Origin of the sequence: Legionella fallonii LLAP-10 (genome assembly GCF_000953135.1) — a bacterium.
GTDB lineage: Bacteria > Pseudomonadota > Gammaproteobacteria > Legionellales > Legionellaceae > Legionella > Legionella fallonii.
The window spans coordinates 631,047-652,657 of the sequence record NZ_LN614827.1 but is presented as its reverse complement, the minus strand read 5'-3'; the positions used below and the strand labels follow the sequence as shown (position 1 = coordinate 652,657).

Sequence of the window (21,611 nt, the reverse complement as noted above, 5' to 3'; positions counted from 1 at the left end):
TTAGAAGTCAAAATTTTCATCAAAAAGTAGAGCACTCCACTAATTACTCAATCTTCGTAATAACCTGATATTTTCTATAAAAATACCTGTTAGTTTAGAAAAAAAATCTGGATCAGAACCTTCCTCTAGTATTTTTTGAGCCCCCTCAATTTTTTTCTCCTTATCTAATTCATCCTGCTTAGCATTTATTACTGCTTCTCTATGAGTCTCCAACATAGCCTTGTACAAACTATAATGATGTTTTGAGGTATAGCCGAATACTTTACCGGGGTCTTTCACGTAGGTAGAGACATCAGTTAGATTACCCACCACATCATACCCGTAACTACTATGAGATACTTCAACTCCCCCTCCATTCACCGTCCTTTGCGCCTCCAATACCCCATGACGAAACGACATAATGTTGGATTGAGCCAAATTTCCACCAGCATCAAAACTACTCTCTAAATACACCCGGCCGGCTTTATCATAGTATCTATGCTGGCTATATAAATAGTTTACTTCATGCTTAATCAGACAAGCTCTAATCTTTGAACCATCCTCGATAGAAAACAGATCTTTTGAGATCAGATATCCTAGCTTTTGTTTTATTAATAAGGCATGCTCTATATATGAATGGGTACATTTTGCCACCATGAACTGTGCGAGCAATATAAACACAATCTTCTTTCTTAAATTTAATCCATAACCTCTCAGCCTTTTGTAATTGTTTATAGGATGAGTATTTAGATTCTCTCTTATATAAAATATTTAATTCTTTATCGTACGTAGCAAGTTCCTTATCTAAACAATCTTCAAAATTTTCTTGATAATTATCCATACTACAGTTTCCTGTATATTCATATTTTTGAGCGTTTACTTGGACGGAAATAAAAGAAACAACAACTAAAAAATAAATTTGGCACACTTTCATTTTAATAACCTTTCTCGTTTTAGTATATCAGCCTCATTATTAACTCGATTCACGTACCACTTAGCTTTTACATTATAATTTCTTAAATGTTTTTCAGCTTCAACCCAATTATTTTCTAAAGCTGCCCTATAAAATTTTTGAGAAACTGGTAATCTTGGCATACTTGGTCCTTGATGAAAAGTTCTCGAAAACAAAACAGTTTGTTGGCCAGAAGTTAGATCTTGAAAAGCTGGGGTATTTTCGAACTTATTGGCGTTCCAATCTTTAATTGCAGAATTCAAATGAATTCTCTTTATTTTAAAATCAATTAAATTAGCTTCTTCGGTAGATATAATAGTCTGATTAGCCAAAGGAAGTAATTTTTTTGCATCATCCTTTATTAACTCTGCGAAGGGTAATAGCTTTTTTTCTAATGCCTTAGGAAATTTCAGATCCTTAATTTGTCGCTTACTATACTGACCAATATCAAATCCAGTAGCAATAGTGATCCCGCTTTTACCTAGTACTTTACCATCCTCCATAGGCAAATAACCTCGTTTTGCTTGCCCACCTTCAGCATTGTTTATTGCTAAAAAATTTATCTTTGTTCCAAATTTAGAATTCAAAGCAACCCAAATCTCTTTTTTATTAGATAATGAATTGATGTCTAATTCATTATCTTTAAATACAAAATCGATAAGACCTATATTCATATTAGAATCGCCAACAAACTGCCCCACTCCATGCTCTTTAGAATTCCAATACACTTGACTCTCAAAACCAAGCTCTTTAACTCCATCATTGCTAGATTTAAACAAATCCGAATCAAAGGACAGGCGTTCATAATTCCCTAAACTTAGTGTTTGCTGATTACTCAGATGGGGTTGAGCAGATTCATATCCCTCGCTACCACTTAACTCCCGCGCTTCATAATTATCTTGCTCTTCCTGCTCTAAAGCAGCTCGTTGGTGGGCTAGGATTTCTTGATGGAATCGTTCATAAGTACCTTCAGGTATAGGAGAATAAGCGCCTTCTTCAGTGGGGATAGGACAATACTCATCCATCTCGTCGATTTCTTTTAGTTTTAATCGTGCTAAATCTTTGCCTGTGATTTGCGACTGTTCTAATTCGCTCCTTTTATCCGTTATTGCAGAGCCAATTGCAGCGCCTAAATTATCTTGAAGCACATCCAAGGCATTGAGTTGGCTGCCGGCAACCGCGCTGTTTAATCCCGCGTTGGTTAAAGCCCTTAATTCAGAGCTCAGCATGCCGGTGTTGTGGTCTAGGCCTCTTAGGATTTTATCCAGTTTGCTTCCTAGTGCCCCTCCCATTAGACCCGCGGTGACACCAGATACGGCAAGTTGCTCCCAGTCGAAGTGTTGGTGTTTTTGCAGCGAAAGGCTAATGCTCTGGCTTAACGCGTTTTGCTCCATTAGTTGCGCCGCGCTGGAAATGCTAAAGGCTTTCGATACAGATAGTTCATCCATAGTGTTAGTGAACTGTTGATATACTTTGCTGCCATTTAATCCTCGTAACAAACCACTGGAGGCCGCAGTCGCAAGACCGGTAATCAACGCGCCTTTAAGAGAGATGCTCTCTTGCAGCTCGAGTGCTTTGGCAACCCCTTGGCTTGCTATGTTGCCAATGAACCCCGCAGTAAAACCAGCTCCGAGCGTTGCACCTAAACCATGCATTAAACTACCGCCAAGAACTTCCATCCCCGTGGCGAATAAACCACCACTGGTGGCGCCAACACCCGCTAAAGCACCCATAATACCCGCAGTCATCACCGTCGCCACTACAGAAACAACAGCGACAACAATCTTGGAAAATAAACCATGCTTTTTCGGTAACGGCGGTGGGGCGGCGGGGGCAATTACCGTAGCACTGGTATCCCCTATCATCTGAGTGCCATTAAGCACTTTATGAGTACCACTGCTATGATGCTGGCCTGTGGCCACAGGAGGAATATTAAGCCTCTGTCCTATATGCAGCTGCTCGCTGCTGCCTGCCTGGGCGCCTCTATCACTTATGCCATTGGCATCCGCTAACAGATACCATAAACTGCTGTCACCATAAACCTGCAACGCAATGTTTTCTAAACTATCCCCAGACTGAACAGTATAAGAACCAAGATTGTCTTGCGGCGCATCAGGCGCGACTCCATTAACACGGCTCTCGTTCCCACCATTTAAAAATCCATTGATACTCTGCTCACTCGTCGGTCGACTCCATGAATACTTAGCCGCAGGCCCTGCTTTTTGCTGCGTACCCGTAGGTGTAAATCCTCCATAAACCGTTAATTGTTGGTTACCCTCTTGGTCTACGTGTAAATCACCTATCGTTTTTCCTGCAACACTCAAATAACTGATTTGACCCTCCTTGTCCTTGCGCGCTTTCATCCCTTCAAAGGTGCTATTCAAATAATGGCTGCTATTCGCTCCCCCCTCATCACGCGCTTCCTCTAATTGACCGTTCACATCATAGATTCTTCTACTACTGCCATTACTCCCCCCTCCCCTATCATCAATTTGCGTTGCTTCATCCAAACTTTGGAGATAACCATCCCATAGAGCATAGCTATAATGATGTTTTGAGGTATAGCCGAATATTTTACCGGGGTCTTTCACGTAGGTAGAGACATCAGTTAGATTACCCACCACATCATACCCGTAACTACTATGAGATACTTCAACTCCCCCTCCATTCACCGTCCTTTGCGCCTCCAATACCCCATGACGAAACGACATAATGTTGGATTGAGCCAAATTTCCACCAGCATCAAAACTACTCTCTAAATACACCCGGCCGGCTTTATCATAGCGCTTGGACTGCAGATTAATATCGTTTTTTTGAATCAACTCCAGTTGGTTGTCTTTATTGTATTCATAATGGTATTTTTGTTGTAAACCATGTTCATATTTAACAGAATCCTTGATATTGCCCGCCGCATCATAAGAAACCGTACTACCTTGGCTACTCGTCATCATAATCTGACCATTAACCAATTGCCCCTTGTTGACCGTCATACGATTGTTTTCATCATAAAGATAATAATCATCGCTATGAACTTGCCCTTTACCCTTGGTACTATCATGGGCACTCACTTGCGTGTGGCGTATATTACCCACTGCATCATACTCATAATCAATGGACAGTAAGGCATGCTCTTTGTTGGGAAAATTTTTGTCTGTATCCGCGGGGTTTCGGCGTCTCACCTCGATTAAGCGACCCAGGGCATCGTATTGATAATAGTCTGTTTCTCTAATCCATCCATCGTCAACCATAGCCCCCCGACCTGAATCTTTACTCGTCATCTGGCCTTGAGCATCATAGGTATAGCGGATTATTTCATTCTTCGTTTCATCAACAAATTGGGTTAACTCACCATCTCCCTGATAAAAATATTTAGTGTGTTTCCCTGAAGTAGAATGCTCCTCAATTAATAATCCATTGGTATTATAGTCATAGTGCGTAAGGCGCCCCCCTAAGTCCGTATGTTCTTCCAATTGCCCCTGATTGTTATAGACCCAGAACTGAGTGTGGCCTAAGGCGTCTTTTTCTTCCGTTTTACGACCAAAAGCATCGTATTTATAATTCGTCTCATATCCACGGGCATCACGACGTTTGACCTGATTACCTAAAGTATCATACCAAAAAAGGGTTTGTTCTTTCTCGCCATTTTGTTGCTTTATCAATTGACCAGCCTCATCATAGTCATACTGCTGATGGGTGTTTGCTGTATTGATTGCGACTAACCTATTGGCATTATCATAAGTGTAGCTGGTCACTGCCCCCAACTCATTGACGGATTGGGTGAGTTGCTCCAATAAATTATAATGCTTCGCTCGCTGATATCCCCGGGCATCCCTCTCTAAAATAACCCGCCCCAGTGCATCATATTCTTTACTCACCACGTGGCCATTCGCATCAACCATAGCTATAGCCTGTCCCAACTCATCATAAGCATAGGTGTTAACCGGTTTTAAAGTACTCCCTACCCCATGCTCATCAACCACCTGAACCTCAGGCAACTCCTGTTTGACTACCTGATTAAACGCATTGTATTCATAACGAGTCTGAAAGCCCAGGGAGTTGGTAAAGCTGAGCATATTGCCCCAACGATCAACGGTTTGTGACTGAGAGGCGTGTTTCAAATAACCAGTATTAATTTGCTCCGAAGCAGGAACACTAAACTCTTTCGTTTGGCTTAAAAGATGCCCTAATGAGTCATAAACATTATTCTGACGCTGTAAATCGTAGAGCCATGTACGCTGATCATAGCTCTCCGCCCGTTCAAAATCTTTTCCTGATAAATCCACACCAAATCGTTGATATTCATCACTAAATGTGTTGGTTGAAGTCACTACTTGAGTCACATTATTCATCAAATCATAAACAAAAATTTGATAATGCCCTTGAGTATTGGAACGCCAAACTCGCCCTAAACGATCATAATCCACATGAGTGCTATAGCTGCCGTTCATGCCTTTGGCAACAACTTCCCCAAACGCATTATATTGGGCGTCGTCCGTATGGAACACACCAAAGTTGTTGACCGTTGCCGTCTGCAACAGGTTCTGCTCACTATCATAACGATATCGTTTATCCTGAATTAACAGGCTGTTATCCACTTGTTTTAGTGTAGTCCAGCTACGAGCCAAATTCCCATTGGCATCATAACTGTAGTACACCTGATGCTTTATTCCATCCGTCTCCGTAATGACTTGCCCCTGAACATCATATTCCTGACGTGTCAGAATATCTTCGTGCGAAGCCCCCTTTAAAACAAAATGTTCAGCATCAGCCTCACTCACTCCCTGAGCCCAACGTCTGGTTTCTACTAAATGCCCCAATGCATCGTAGGCATAAGTGGTTGCTGCGCGTCCATCCTGAGTCCGCGGTGCAACTTTTGCAATCAATTGACCTAATTCATTATAATAACAATAAGCGGTGTTACCTTTGGCATCTGTGGTAGTTATTAAATGACCTAATGCATCATAACCGTAAGTGGTCGTTACATCTTGGGTAATGGTTTCATAAGTATTAGTGCCTGCTTTTAAACGTTCAAAACGAACCTGTTTTAAGGTTTTACTGGTCAATTGGCCTAAGGCATCATAGCTATAAGTCACCGTCCGATCGTGTGCATTGACTGATCCTTGATTGTATCGCTCCGTATTCCAATCCGCGGCAGCCAAAGCATGCTCTGTCATGCGGTCAACCTCACCAAATACATTCAAATGGTAGGTGGTTAAATAGCCTTCGGCATCAATAACCGCTGTTTGATGGCCGTCTTGATCATAATAGGTATAAGTCTCAGCCCATTCGGATTCATTGATTTTTACCGAGGATTTAATGAGTTCACCAAAGGCATTGTAGGTATTTTTTGTCGTAGGTTGGAGACTCGAATCGTAATGGCCGGTCTTGGAATTATACATTCTAACGGGATCGCGCCTGACCTCAATGACTTGATTATCCAAATTATAAACATAGAACTCCTGCCTATCGTATTGACTGGATCGAGATGCCTTTTCAATGGTTGCAGTATTGTATTCAAAGTCATTGCCTACCTTAAGCACATTGGCATAAAGAACTTTTTCAATAACACGGCCAAAGGCATCATATTTATATTGAGTTAGCCCGCCTTGAGTATCGACACTAAAAATCAATAATCCCTTATTGTCCAGAGCAAAATGCTTCCAGTTACCGGCTTTATCGCTGGTTGCTATTACTTCTCCAAAGGCATTGTATTTGATTTCTTCAGTTAAAGTTTGGATCACTTCCTGTTTTTGGTTGGAAGCACTGTTGCCGGCAGCATTTATTTTTACATCAGGATAAATAGTCTTTATTTTATGATTGTTATTATCAAAATCATACAATAGTGTTTGTTTGAGTCCCTCGGCATCACGTACCACAGCAGTTAAATTACCAAAACTGTCATAGCTATGACGTGTTATTATAGAACGTTGTTCTTGTCCCGAAGCAGTAATAACTTTTGTGCTAGGCGATCTGCTTTCTATGAGTTGATTCGTTTCATCGTACAGATACGTCCAAAGGGCATGATTGGCCTCCGATTTACTTAATACGTTACCCTGAGCATCATAAGTATAATGGGTCTCAGCATGCTGAGCATTAGCCTGAGTTAATAACCTGCCCGCTGCATCGTATTCATATCTAGTTATTTTAGCCTGTTTGTCCTGGTATTGAAGCGCGTTTTTAATACCGGCTAAAGTATAGTGTGATAGATGAAGAGGTGTTGCATGAGTTAATTCAGTAATGATATTGCCTACCCCATCATAGCGACGTTCAAGCACTCGCCCTTCGCTGCTGACGCGGTATACCTCCTGACCTGCTGCGTCATAAACAAAGTGATTGGTTCTGTCATTGGCACTTTTTATCAAGTGTTGGCTATCAAGAGTGATTAAGCCCGTAGAAGGAACCCGAGTAGCATAAACCGTACTGGCAATGACATGACCCACATTATCGTATTCATAGGATTTGGCAATTCCTTCGGCACTGAGCTCTATAGTGACCCGTCCGGCTTTATCGTAGGCATAGCGGGTTGTTTGATCTAGTTGGATGTTCGGTTTTACATGAGCAAGGAGCTCTTCTGAAGTAGTACTCAAATCAATGTCTAAAGAAACTTTCTCAGCATATTGAATATTAACTACTAATTGTCCACTGCTGTCATATTGAGATTGAGAGACATATCCATGATTGTCACATTTAAAAATCAGTTGATTTAAACCATCATAGATAAAATATTGGATTCGTTCCCCTTTTGCTGAAGGTAAAACAATATTCCCTTTCTTTAAATCGTCTATTGGCATTGCTGTTGTATATTGGGAAATACACAACAAATTGCCATTTCGGTCATAGCTGTACGTGGTGGCATAGCCTAGTGCATCAAAAGCGGAAACTACTTGGCCAAGACTGTCAAATATACGAAATTGATACTGATCGTGAAGGGCATCTTCCTTGAGTACCGACTTTAAACTGGCTTCGTTATATTGCGATAATGGAGGAATAGACTTGGCGTAAGTTACCGTTTGGATTTCATTACCATTAATATCATAGAGATGTTCTGTAACCACGCCCCGAGCATTCACTTCATAGCGACAGCGATTATTGACATCATAAATATAATGCGTCTGATGTTGATTCGCATCAGTCTGAGTAATGAGGTTATCATTAGCATCATATTCATAACGGGTAGTGAGTTTTAAGCCATCAGGATCACTAATGGTTGCAATTCTTCTGCCTAAATGATCCCACTCATAAGCCGTTATTTTATTGGCACCATGAGAATTAATCTCGCTCTGACGAATTAATAATCCCCTGTCATCATAAATAAATTGGGTGACTAAATTTAAACCCTGAGGATCAACGCAAGACTGAACCAGATTACCTTGATTATCATATGTAAATTGCTTAATGCAACCATTGGCTTCAATAATTTGTAATTGCCGGCCTATCGCATCGTACTGATATTGGGTCGTAAGCTGCAAGCCCTCGGGATCTAACGTTTTTGACAGAATATGGCCGGAGGCATCATAACGATAAGCAATCACTTGGCCGTTAGCGTCTTCTTGCCAGATAAGATTGCCCGATTCATCATAATGATATTTTTTAAACGTCTGCCCAGGAGCCTCTGTACTAATGAGTTGACCTTTTTCATCATAGTGAAAATCGGTAACATAGCCTTTGGCGTCAGTGACTGAAACCTTATCACCAAACGCATTAAACTGAGTAGTGATTTTTGCATTATTTTCAGGGTGAGTTACAACAAGAGTGTTGTTTTGATCATCATAACTAAATTTTTTTATGACCTTTGCATGAGTAAAATCGGTTTCCTTAAGCACTCGGCCAAAAGCATCATAGCTTATTTTTTTAAATTGGCTGCCTGCATTAACAATGGTTACTTGCTCCCCACGATTATTTAGAATAAAACTGGTTGCATTCAAACGCCCATCAATTGTTTTAGTCACCCAGCCAAATGCATCGTAATGGATAGAATTACTTCTAGCTATCCCACCAACATCATCAATGCGTTGGCTTAATAAACCGCGTTTATCATAGGTAAAAGAAGTTGTTGTTTGATGTTGCGTATCTATTTTATGAGTACTGAACTCTAATTCACCAAAAGCATTATAGCTATGAGTCAACAGCCCTGATGTTCCGCTGTATTTTGCAATAACTTGGCCAATGGTGTTGTATTCATAATGAGTGAACTCATCAAAGCGCTCATCTTGTAGGGGCTGCAATCGTATTGATAGCTCCTCAGTACTTAAGCCTCTAACATTAGTTTTTAAATAAGCGCTGTACGTTCTAGTAAATGCCGCCTGACCAAAATGATTATAACCCGTTTCTGTGATAGCCCCATCTGCATTGACTGTATAGCGTAGAGCTCTTGCCTCATCATAAAAATAATAAGTGGTTTGATTAAGCGCATTGCTTTTAGAAAGTAGCAATCCAGCATGATTATACTCAAAACGCACGCTGTGCTTTTGCCAAATCGACTCAATTTGCTCTTGAGATAAATCACTTTGTTGCTGCAATAATGCAGCCCCTATCTCATCAAGGCTTTGAACCACTCGCCCCAGTGCATCATAACGATAACATTGTTGGCGTGCAGCATGAGTATGCTCATCAGTTAAGGCTTTTGTGATTAACTGCCCCATGTCATCATAACTATAAGTAGTTACTAAACCGCTTTGTGTTTTTTCTTCAATTAATAAGCCTAAATCATTGTATTGATAAAGCGTATGATGATCATTAGAGTGAATCTGCGGTCTGATTTGTTCTATAGTTGTTGTTTCATTGATAAGGATACTGTTGGATATCGCCTGTTCATAGGAGCATTTCTCCTGCAATAAACCGCGGGCATCATAACGGTATTCTGTTAAGTACCTTTCACCATCAATATCGGCGACTTTTAACCCCCGGGCATCATAAAGAGTATAAGTATGAATATCCTTGCGACTATTCACTACAGGTTTATCATAAGACCAATTGCCACTATACGATTTTGTCATTTTATTAAAATAACGACAGGTTTCTATAAGATTTCCTAATCGGTCATAAACATAAGATGTGGCAAACCCCTCACCATTAATTTGTGCCGCTAACCGACCCTGGATATCATAATAACAATAAGACACCCTATCGTTCACATCAGTCATAAGCTGAATGGTGTCAACTGTTAGCAATTGCTCCGGATTAAAATCACCTAACCGTTTGACATAAGCAAGCGCTGCAATGACTTGTCCCTGTGCATTGTATTGATATCCAATCACTGCCCCTTGCGCATCGATGCGATAAGCAATTTGGTTATATTGGTTATAGACTATTTGGCTGATCCGATCATCAAGGCTATTTTGCGGTTTTATTGCGGTAAATGAAGGAAATTGTTCTAACCAATTAGAGGTTACAACTCGTTGTTCGTATTCACGAGTTTTTAATAAAAAACCTTCGTCATTATAAAGGTATTCGGTTAAATGACCGCTGGTATTGACTTGTGCCTGGACACGTCCTTGTTGATCATAGAAAGTATAGGTGGTCAGTCCATCAACTCCTGTTTGCGCAATCAAACGGCCTGCCGCATCGTATCGATAGGTTGTCGTGCCATAGGCATGGCTGTTGTCCAAACGGGTGACAGCAAGCAGTAATCCACTGCGGTCATAAAGACGAATCGTTTGTAATCCATTAACATCTGTTTCAATGATACGTTGATGTTCATCATCGTACTCAATACGCTGACTATGGTGTTGGTTATCTACAGTCTGAATGAGTCGTCCTAAATCATCATAAATATACTGAGTAATACTCCACCCACCGTCTATAGGAATACTTTTTTCTACTAACCGACCTGCGGCATCATAGCGGCTGCGCGTGGTGAGCGCTCCTAAAACAGAACCATGACCTGTCGCATTCACTTGTCCATAATGGATTTCTTCTATTAATTGTCCGCGCCAATCATAGCGATAATCAATCAAGCTAATCTCTTGTGGATTTTGCTTGGCTATCCATGAGTGTAGTGCTTCCCTGCTCACTAATTCATCAGAAGGCAGGTTGCTCAAGTCATAACCAGCTCGTAAATAACAACGAGAACTGATCAGTTGCCCCTGATCATCATAGCGTCGTTCAGTAACTGTTCCATCGGAAGCGATGGTAAATAACAGATGACCACGCTCATCATAGATGTAGCGGATTGTTTGCGGATTAATAGGATGATGGGCACCATCAAAATTTTGATAATGAGTCTCAGAAATTAGTCTATGAGCCGCGTCATAAATTCTTTGGGTGATCTGGCCTGAGGGTTCTTCAATATAGATACAATCCCCCTCATCATTGTAGCGAAACCGCCACACTTGATTGCCCTGAACCATGGAACTTAACCGGGTTCCCTCGTAATAATAACGAATACGGTACTGCTCTGGCCCATCGACAGCGGTTAATCTATTTTTATCATCATAATAATAAGTCCATGACTCGCCCAGACCATCAGTAACCGTCGTTGCTCCTGATTGATAGTCATAAGTGCTAACGCGTCCTTCCCCATCAACCAATTTTTTTACTCGTCCTTGTGCATCATAGTCTATGTGTAATGTTGTCCCATCAGACTGTCTTATATCGCTAATCCCATTCGAATCCCCGGCATAATCATAGGCGATCCAAAATGTTTTACCTTGGCCTAAATCACGGCTTACTTTTTGTAGGCGCTGTTGCTCATCATACTCATAGTGAAGATGATGAATTATTAAACCATCACTGGTTGTAGTCACATCCTGTAATAAGCCATTGTGGAAAGACCACGTTATTTTCTGTTTGCCACTGCTATCAAGAATACTAATCAGCTGATTGTTTTGATAATTAAAAGAAACGCTATGCCCATCCAAATCACGAATCTCAACCAACTGTCCTTGCTGAGAATAATGAAAGGCTGTTTTTTGGCTTCCTTCACGATAAACCCAACCATTTTGATTAAAAGTCAGTCGTGCTGTTCCGCCCTCCTGGGGAATATATGTTTGCTTATTCGCATCATAAAAAAAAACACTTCGGTGGCCATCTTCAGCAATGCGTGTTACTGATGAACCTACTGTATTAATCTCACCGTTTACTTCCAACTGAGACTGTAAATTGAAACGCCAAGATGATGCCCCTTCACCACGTGAATTATAAGTTTGAAATAAATCCAGACCAAAACCGATGTCCGCTAAAAAACCATCGGATTGGCGTAAGACCAGATTACCATTAGCCGCATTAACATACACAGATTCCCCGCCCTGTCCTAATGCGGCAGCCCCCTTAGGCCCATAAGCGCCTAAACCCAAAGAGGAACCCTGTAACCCTAATCCTTCACCGGTAAAAATCTGTGTCATCATGCGTCCTAATGCTGTATTTAATTTTTGTTAAAGATTTTTCTTGCTTTATAATACTAATTCATTACTGTCAGATCTAAAGAATAAATTTCAGACATTCCTCCAGGAATATTTTTTATCACTACTTTTAAATTAACCTCGTCACCAATATCTTCAAGTGGGACCAAATCGGCAATCAATTTATTTTCTTCTATTCGCAACCAAGTTGGAAGCTCATACTCTTCAGCAAAGTTAATCTCATAAGGAGCGTCATCATATTCAGGATAGATATCTCTATTCGCTACAAAATCATAGAAAAAAGGTTGCCCCGGATAGATCATTGGCAATATTGGGTTAGCTGCTTTAAACCGCGGTGTTCGTTCTTTATTTATATTTATTTGCAAAGGAATAGTTATCGGATCGGAGCTACCGCCCACTGAAGTAGTCGCTCGCAATGTCAGTTGAAATAATTGACCTGTAGCATCAGGAGGAATAGCCCCTTCTAAAACAGTAGGGTTAAGCGAGGAGACACTAAGCCAAGGCACTTCTGGTTCTACCTTATCGAAAACTACTCTAAGACTAGAATCATGAGCAGGATCATTTATATACTCAGATAAATCTTTATAAAACTGAGTACCTGCAACTTTTTTCAACTCAAACGCATCAATTACCGGTTTCATTGTCGGGTCATAAGCAATGGGAATTTTTATTGTCAGAGGATCTGAGTCGCCACCGGTATTAGAGGAAGCAATAAGAGTAACCTCCACTTCTTTGCCCGCTGCATACTTATCTACTTTGCCCACAAGCCGGGTATTATCTTCTTCTGAAATACTTAACCACTTAGGGTGGCTAAAACGGGGATCGATACGGAAAGTAATCTGATTGGTTACCATAAAGCCAATCTGTGGCTCAATTAATTCCATGAGATTGATACTGTATCGCTGCTCCGGTAAGGCACTAGCCATTGAGTAATGTTGTTTAAAAACAGGCTTATCTTTAGCATTAACATGAACCTCTATCTGCATATCAACAGGAGCCGCACTGCCATTAGCATTTTGTGCACCAACTGTGAAGAAATAGATTCCAGTACGTGTTGGTGTTCCTGCTATAGAAAAACTGGCCTGATCAAAGCGTAATCCATCTTGTTCGATAGGATTGACTACTCCTTGGGCTGGTAGACCGGCCCTCTGATTTTCATCATAAAATTTTACTGATGATTTGAGATTATATACAAAAGGTTGATTTGCCGTAGCTTCCTGAATAGGGATGGGCAACATGGATAAATTATGAGGCACGATAGTAATGGCTAAACTATCTGTTTGGCTTGGCTGATAACACATAGTGAGATTCGGTGTCCTCCCATCAGGGTGCGTTTGACAAAGAACAGGGCCGCCTGATAATCCACTGGCAGGTAGTGCACTGCCTATAATGGTTAATGTGAGCGTGCATGTAGAGCCTTTGGACCCAAGCGAACATGGACCGTTGTTTTGACTCACTCCTGTTTGTGGCGAGATGACCAGGTTATGGGGTTTGGATGAATTATTGATTATAGTGTATTTCACCGTGGTGGTACCTGTTGAAGTCACCGACGCTTTAGGTGGGAATCTGGTGTCTGGTACAAAACTCCATACAGAAATCCCCGCCTGCGCTGCAGCGGCAAAACAAAACGCATTTAAACCAATGCTCAATTGGCGTATTAAATGTACTAATTTCATGATGCACCTATGCGATATAGGTGATATGAATGATGAAAAATAACAAGGTTAAAATAATATAAACCTGATATTTTACAAAAAAAGATACTAGACATTCCGTTAATTTTGATTGTTGGCACTTACTTAATTTTTCCATGAGGTTACTCCTTAGTTTCTTCCATATGGCATTTCCAAGCCGATTGCAATCGTAAACAAAGGAGTAAAACACGTCAATTAGAAAGAAAAAAAATATTTTATTTTCATGAGGATATGCCGAAATTAAATCCAATTTAATAGACTTTTTTCCAAACTCTATGCAGTGAAGAAATACCGTGCGCAGAACCAGAGTCACTGCAATTAAGTTAATTTCACCTACTTCGGAACCGTTTGGACTGAGGAGGCCATAACCGTCAAGCTAATAACGAAATATCCTTCTAACGCCCTCTCCCTAACCCTCTCCCGCGATTGAGTATTAGATTCTAATAAAAACTCCTCGCGCGGGCGAGGGGACTGTTTGTGCCATCTGAATATTATTCTGTCTCTGTACTCCCTCTCCATCGAGAGAGAAGGGGGAATTTACTTCATTTCTTCCTTAGCTTGACGGCCATGGGTGGTAACCCCGCCACGAAGCATTGGGGCGCTTGACGCAAAACTTCGAGACGGCATAAATGCCTCCTCAGTCCGAACGGTTACGAAGTATACAAATTCATTAACTTAGTATGAGTTTTGGATAAGACAGAGTTTGTAGCCTGGGTGCAGCATTAGCGTAACCCAGGAGCAGGATTGACTTTATTGCACCGGATTGAATATACAAAGAATTTCTAATGCCGTGTTTATCCTGATTTTTGCTGCCACACCGTTTCTGGGTTACGCTAGCACTGATTTTCCTGCGATCTTATCCAAAACTCACGTTTACATAATGGCAGTGAGAACCATAATATACACGAAAGTCACAGGAGGATTCGACCACCAGATCGATGGCTCAGCAGTCTATTACAATAACGTTTCGCAAGAGGTCTATTAATTAATCTTTAGCATGGAGCACTTCATCGGCGGCACGTTCGCCAGAGCGTATTGCCCCTTCAATGCTACCGCTCCAGTCTGTTGCGGTTTCTGTAGCGGCCCAATGAATACGGCCACAAGGTTGGCGTAGAGCAGAACCAAAACCGGTGAGTACTCCCGTTGCGTAGTGGGCAAACATATCGCCGCGGCTCCATTGTTCGGCAGCCCAATCCAGATCTTTATAAAAAATAGGAGAAGCGGCTTTTAAGCCAAAGCGTTTGATGAGTCCTGTTATAAATAATTTGCGTCGCTCTTCGGCAGATATGGTTGCAAAATATCGTGCTGGAGGTCCAAAAATATACGCAGTAAGAACACCTGGTTTTCCTTCTCGTGGTGTCAGATCGATGGACGCTTGGGGTACTTCATCTAGATCAATTCCTTGACCTGTAAAGCCTTCTGTACGCCAAAATGGTTCTGGATAAACAGCATAACAGCGAATTGCTTGCCCTGCTGGGGAACGATCGAGAAGTTGTGATTTAATCAGAGGAAGTTCTGGTTCATAACTCATTCTTGCGGCAAGACATGGGGGCACTGCATTTATTACTCGCTTCGCTTGCACACAAAGTGTATCTGCAATGATTTCGACACCCTGTTCATTTTGCTTTATCACTCGTACCGCGGTATTCAGGTGCACCGAGGTATTTAATTTATTCATTAACTGTTCGGCAACTGCCTGCATCCCACCGACAACCACATCCTGCTGCGCTCCTCCTTTCGCTCCTTGAATCCATTCTAAACTTTTAAGTGAATGAATCATTTGCAGTGCATGTAATAGAGAGACTTCTGCCGGATCCGACATAAAAATCTCCGTGAAGGTAGTATGTAATATTTTTTTCGCGGTACGTGTTATTAAATTTCTGTAAGAATCTATCCAGCTACCGAGACTTTGTTTGTCATATTTTGGGGCTTTAGCGGCCATCCAGGGATTAGCAATTGGCACCTTGCTTGCCATTTTCTCCAACTTTTTCACTGCGAGGCCATAGTCAATAAGACTAAAAATATTAATCCTTGGTATTCCGTTGGAATATTTATATTTTTTTCCATTGAGAAAAATTAGATTTTTTCCTTGCGTGTATTGCTCGCAGGTTTCTAATTGCATTTCTTTGATTAGAGTATATAAACGATCGTGTCCTTCCCCGATAAATGTTCCTCCCCAATTCAGTGGAGTGCCATCAGGAAGAATTTCGGTATAAACTCGACCACCTACTCTATCTCGTGCCTCGAGAACCATCACCGAATGTCCTGCCTGCGTCAGTTTGTAAGCAGCAGCTAATCCAGAGAATCCTGCTCCGATGATACAAAACTCCGTTTGCATCTGTTCCATTTTATTAAGCCCCTGAGGTTACAGCGAATTGGAGATCAATTTTTTAAAGACATGCTGATTAACTAATAGACTATTTAAAATAAAAAATCTATTTTAATGATGGAAGTATGGTTCTGCTTCTTAGTCACATCAGTGCGTTGTGCTTTTCTTGCTATTGGTGGCTAAGGGTAAAGGTTATGGTCATTTATATTTATCGGGTCAGGGAAGGATCGTTGGTGTCAGATCAAGGAAGAAATGAGGTAAATTTCTCCCTCTCCCTCAATGGAGAGAGAATACGAAGTGGGATAATCTTTCGATAGCACGAAAAACTCCCTCGCCCGTATTGTGATATTTTACCCGAGCGAATGTGGTTATGAATAATTGAACTAATGCTCTTTTACAGGTAATAACGTCGGACAAATGGTTGCCCGGCCTACAACTTAATGTTGTGTCAAACTGCCCCACTGACCTAGTTCGTCAGTGGGGCTTAATAAACAACGTGAAGACATTAGATTTAAACCGCGCTAGTACACACTCTTTTATTAATCCACCAAGCAAGTAACACCGTGGTGAGTACCCCAAGATAAGTCCCCGATTCTTTCCAACCAGCTCCTACCAGTTGTAAGGCGTCGGGAGAGTGGAAAATAGAAAAGGGAATCGCTAAGAGGACATCCATAATGGCAGAACCAGCAACAAGCCCACAGGCGATCAACGTACCTTTTTGCTTTCTCGCAACTAGCTCGTCCTCATTATGATTGAGACGTTGTAGTCTTTTTTGCACGAATAATGCAATCATACCGCCTATAAATAGGGGGAAGGACGAAGCCAAGGGTAAATACATACCTATAGCGATACCTAGAATGGATAAATTGATCCAACGCTTTAATTTAAAAACATGGTTTACGAAAATAGCTAACAAAATGATGCAAGAACCAACCAGCATCATGGCCCAGGGCAGTGATTTTCTAAATACGGCTTCAGTGATTGCCGCCATAAGCGCTGCTGTTGGTGCAGGTAACGATTGACTGATATCCATACCCTCATGAGGCATAACCCCGGCAATACCATAAACATCAAATAGCAATTGCATTACTGGTGGTATAACCAAGGAAGAAACGATCACCCCCAATAACAACATGACTTGCTGTTTCCATGGGGTTGCCCCCACTAGCTGCCCGACCTTTAAATCTTGAGTATTATCATTGGCAATAGCTGCAATGCCAGTGACCACAGAACCTATGATTATGGTAATGGCCTCTGCCGCCTGAATTTGTTCCGCACTTAAAGGTAGAGGTAACAAATGATCTATGAAAGTAAGTAATAACCAAGCTGCGAACAACATACCAGCAATAACTACGGAGCTTCCTGGGCTTGCGGTCACCCCAACCATCCCGGAAAAATAAGCAGTAATAACCGAAAATAAAAAACCAATAACTAATACATAGACCACACCAAAAAATATAATGGTAGGAGAAAAACCATTTTCCAAACCAACTTGGCCTAGGGGAAATATAAACTGAAAAAATAAAAACAATATTGCCGCCATCATGCCGATACCCATGAGAATAAAAGGCATGGGAATATCTTTATCCGTGCGCGGTATTTGTTCGTTAGCTTTTTCTTTAGAAATAAATGCCTTAAACGAAATGCTGATACTTTTAGATAACGGCTTTATTAGTTTTACAAAGGTCCACATACCAGCAAATAACATGGCGCCTATTCCTAAATAGCGCATTTCGCTGCTCCATAGTAATGAAGAAGCTTGCTCCGGCGAATATTGATTTAAAAATTCAGGATACAGCTGGCTAACTATAGGTAAAGCAATTAACCAAGAAATAACTGCTCCCAGAAAAATGCTAATCGCCATATCATGGCCAACCAAATAACCAGCACCTATCATGGTTGCTGAAAAACCGGTGCCTAAACCAAACAATGAGCGCTTCACTACAAACCAATAGTTCCAGCTACTAGCAATTAATTTAAAACCTATTTGTAATAACTCAATAAAACCACCGATAAGGCCGCCAATAAAAATATCTTTTATTCCTCCCACCTTATCAGCAGATGATTTTAATACCTCAGCAATAGCACGACCTTCAGGGAATTTTAAGGCCTGTTCATTGACCAAAATACGGCGCAAAGGAATAGAAAACAAAACACCTAAAATACCGCCACAAGCAGCAATTAAAAAATTAGTTGTATAATCAAAATGATGCCAAAAGCGAATAATAATGAGCGCGGGAATAGTGTAAACAATCCCCCCTGCTACTGCCTCACCGGCAGAAGCAGCGGTTTGCACTGCATTATTCTCTAAAATGGTAGAATTTTTAAATAAGCGCAAAATACCCATTGATATAATGGCAGCAGGAATAGAAGCAGAAGTCAAAATTCCTAACTTAAGGGCAAGATAAGCATTGGACATAGCCAACAATACTGTCAGTATGATGGCTAATAAAATGACTCGAAACGTTAACTCTGCCACCTTCTGATTTGCTGCTATAAATGGAGTATCAGCCATTAATGACTCCACACTGTTGCAGAAATTTTAGGTTTCAACATGGAAGAGATTTTATCTAAAGGTATCGCAACAGTTTGTTCACCATAGACATAAGCAGCAACTTGATAACTGTTAAATATAATAGCGAGCCCTTTATCATTAAAAGACCAAACTTCGTAGTTCTTTTCTACAGGTTTAGTCCCTTCTTCTATCCATTTAGCATCCGATATTTTTTTGGCAGTAATGGCTTGCTTACAAAACGCAGCTATAGGTTTTAAATAATCAGCTCCAGAAGCAAATAAATCAGCCAATTTAACTGGATGTCCTTCAACAAAGTTTTCCACTACAACGTTATTTGCAGGATGAGCTGCGCCCCGATGATAAATAGAAACGTTAAAACGAACACTCAACGCTTTTTTAGATTCATAAGGCACTGAATAGGTAATATTCAATCCAGTTTTCCCTGGAGCATCCGCCGGTGTGTCGGCATCTTCAGCCAAACTTTTCATAAACTGGGCTTGTGTTTTATCTATGAATGCTTTGATTGTCGAATTCACTTCAGAAGATTGAAATCCTTGAGGATATTTAATATCAACCAAGTATTTATCAGTTTCTTTATTTATAGCTACCGGGGTAATTGCTTGAGCAACCATCGCATTCAACAAAAAACCTAATGAAAATAATATCCTTAATGAGCAGCGTGATGGGTTTTGCATTTCATTACTCCTAAACAGTATTTTTTATTGAGAGCCATTGTCCTTCAATCATGGTTCGATGTGGGACAGGACAGGCAAAATAATAACATAGTGCAGCACTATCATTTATAGACCATAAAACTAAATCAGCCACCTTGCCAGAAGCAATGCTCCCTACTTCTTTGTCGACACCTAATGCTTTCGCTGCCTGATAAGTCACCGCAGCTAAAACCTCGGGTACTGATAAAGAAAAAAACTGGCAAGCCATACTCATCATCAATAAGAGAGAAGTCGTTGGTGATGAGCCTGGATTACAATCAGTAGCAATAGCCATACCAACGCCCGCTTCGCGCAATAAGGCTACCGGTGGTTTCTGTTTTTCCTTTAAGAAATAAAAAGCGCCAGGAAGCAAAACCGCTACTGTATTTGCTTTTGCCATAGAAGATGCCCCAGCAGCATCGAGAAACTCCAAATGGTCACAAGATAAAGCGCCTAGTTCTGCGGCTAATGCACTTGCCCCCAAATTAGATAATTGCTCTGCATGGCATTTGATAGGCAAATTCAAAGCCCGAGCAGCAAGGAAAATTTGTTCTGTTTGCTCCAGAGAAAAGGCGATTGTTTCACAAAAAACATCCACGGCATCAGCTAAACCCGTTTCCTTGACTGTGGGTAACATATCCTGACACAAATAATCAACATAAGCCTGGCTATTACCTTTATACTCAGGAGGTATGGCATGAGCCCCAAGGAATGTTGTTTTTACTCTTAATCCAGTTATTTCCGCCAAACGCCGAGCAACGCGCAACATCTTAAGCTCATTAGCGAGATCCAGGCCATAACCTGACTTGATCTCAAGAGTAGTTACCCCTTCATTTTTCAAAGCAAGAATTCTTGGTAAAGATTGGGAGATCAACTCCTCTTCGGACGCCGCTCGAGTCTGTTGTACGGTAGAAATAATTCCGCCTCCGGCTTTCGCAATTTCTGCATAGCTCACTCCTTGGAGTTTCAATTGGAACTCGGCCGCTCTATTACCGGCATAAACTAAATGAGTATGGCAATCAATTAACCCTGGTGTAATTAATTGTCCTTGGCAATTTTCCTGGGATAGAGCCCCTGCAAAAAGTGCGGGGGGTAATTCAGCCTGAAGACCAGACCACTCTATCTTGCCATTTTTGATAGCGATGGCTTGATTTCGTAATTGCATCCCTTGAGAATCAATTGTGGTGACGTTAAGTAATAATTTATCGCAGCTATTCATTAAAAATCCCAATGTAATACCTGATGCGGCGGTCTTAACCAATTACTGTGATGCCCGGTATCATAGATATCCCATTCTTGGGATACATAAGTCCCTCGATCAACGCCTAGTAATAACCACGCTAAAAATTCCGCTACTGTTTCCGGTGCTATTAATCGACTATTTTCTTTTAGACGTCGATAAAAACGAGTGTGTTCTGGATCCATATTGACCCCAGTCCTTGCAATAGTCTGCATATCAGTATCTATGATTCCAGGTTTTACGCTTGCAAAAGCAACTGATTGTGACTCCAATTGCCAACACTGTGACAACATGGCTAAAGTGGCTTTGGAAGCACAATACGCTGACCATCCTTTAATAGCAAAATAAGCAGCCTGAGAACCAATATTTAAAACGCGACCATTGCTCAATTTATCATACAAAAGTTGTGACAAAAAAAACGGGGCATCCACGTTAGTTCGTAAGGTATGATGCCATTCCTCGTGCTTCATTTCTTGGATAGGCACTATAGGCCCCAAGGTACCGGCATTATTAACTAACCCAGAAAGTTGCGGCACATTATCCACATAGGCTTTAATTGATTGTAACCCTTCATTAGTAGAAACATCCGCGCAAAGATATTTAATTAATGAAGAAACAGATGCAGTTTCTTGCAATGCTTGCTCTCGGCGTCCAACGATTAATACCGCTTTTCCCTGTTTTGCTAAAGTCAGAGCTAGGGCTTTTCCTATACCACTGCCTCCGCCTGTAATAATAAACACACCAACTCCATCCGTTATCAATAAATTGCTGCAAATGATAACAGACATTAGATTAACTTGGGATATTTTTATCCTTATTGTAAGCTAGC

General features: G+C 41.0%; 9 protein-coding genes. All 9 read right to left on the bottom strand.

What is annotated here, in order from left to right; translation table 11 throughout:
- Positions 1-39 precede the first annotated feature (39 nt).
- The 9 genes from LFA_RS02575 to LFA_RS02535 all read right to left on the bottom strand — a co-directional run bounded on the left by LFA_RS02575 (position 40) and on the right by LFA_RS02535 (position 21,570).
- Entirely contained in the window at positions 40-453 is a 414-nt protein-coding gene (locus LFA_RS02575; protein ID WP_045094791.1) for a hypothetical protein, read from the bottom strand.
- A 70-nt stretch (positions 454-523) separates the two neighbouring features.
- Positions 524-913, bottom strand: a complete 390-nt coding sequence (locus LFA_RS02570; RefSeq protein WP_052673828.1) for a lysozyme inhibitor LprI family protein — start codon at positions 911-913, stop codon at positions 524-526.
- Positions 910-12,276 (bottom strand): pesticin C-terminus-like muramidase, encoded by an 11,367-nt coding sequence (locus LFA_RS02565; protein WP_084602094.1) that lies wholly within the window; start codon positions 12,274-12,276, stop codon positions 910-912. The genes LFA_RS02570 and LFA_RS02565 overlap by 4 nt, the downstream gene beginning before the upstream one ends.
- A 53-nt stretch (positions 12,277-12,329) precedes the next feature.
- Positions 12,330-13,967, bottom strand: a complete 1,638-nt coding sequence (locus LFA_RS02560; RefSeq protein ID WP_045094789.1) for a hypothetical protein — start codon at positions 13,965-13,967, stop codon at positions 12,330-12,332.
- 1,003 nt (positions 13,968-14,970) lie between these two features.
- A complete protein-coding gene (locus LFA_RS02555; RefSeq protein WP_045094788.1) occupies positions 14,971-16,332 on the bottom strand; it encodes a flavin monoamine oxidase family protein in 1,362 nt (453 codons plus the stop codon).
- Positions 16,333-16,825: 493 nt separating this feature from the next.
- Positions 16,826-18,829, bottom strand: coding sequence for an OPT family oligopeptide transporter (locus LFA_RS02550; RefSeq protein WP_045094787.1), 2,004 nt, complete (start codon positions 18,827-18,829; stop codon positions 16,826-16,828).
- Complete coding sequence (locus LFA_RS02545) at positions 18,829-19,524, bottom strand: DUF3298 and DUF4163 domain-containing protein (RefSeq protein ID WP_045094786.1); 696 nt, start codon at positions 19,522-19,524, stop codon at positions 18,829-18,831. Before LFA_RS02545 ends, LFA_RS02550 begins: the two co-directional genes overlap by 1 nt.
- Before the next feature lie 10 nt (positions 19,525-19,534).
- Positions 19,535-20,761, bottom strand: coding sequence for an imidazolonepropionase (gene hutI / locus LFA_RS02540; RefSeq protein ID WP_045094785.1), 1,227 nt, complete (start codon positions 20,759-20,761; stop codon positions 19,535-19,537).
- Positions 20,761-21,570: an SDR family NAD(P)-dependent oxidoreductase gene (locus LFA_RS02535; RefSeq protein WP_407927627.1), complete on the bottom strand. Its 810-nt coding sequence runs from the start codon at positions 21,568-21,570 to the stop codon at positions 20,761-20,763. Before LFA_RS02535 ends, hutI begins: the two co-directional genes overlap by 1 nt.
- Positions 21,571-21,611 lie beyond the last annotated feature (41 nt).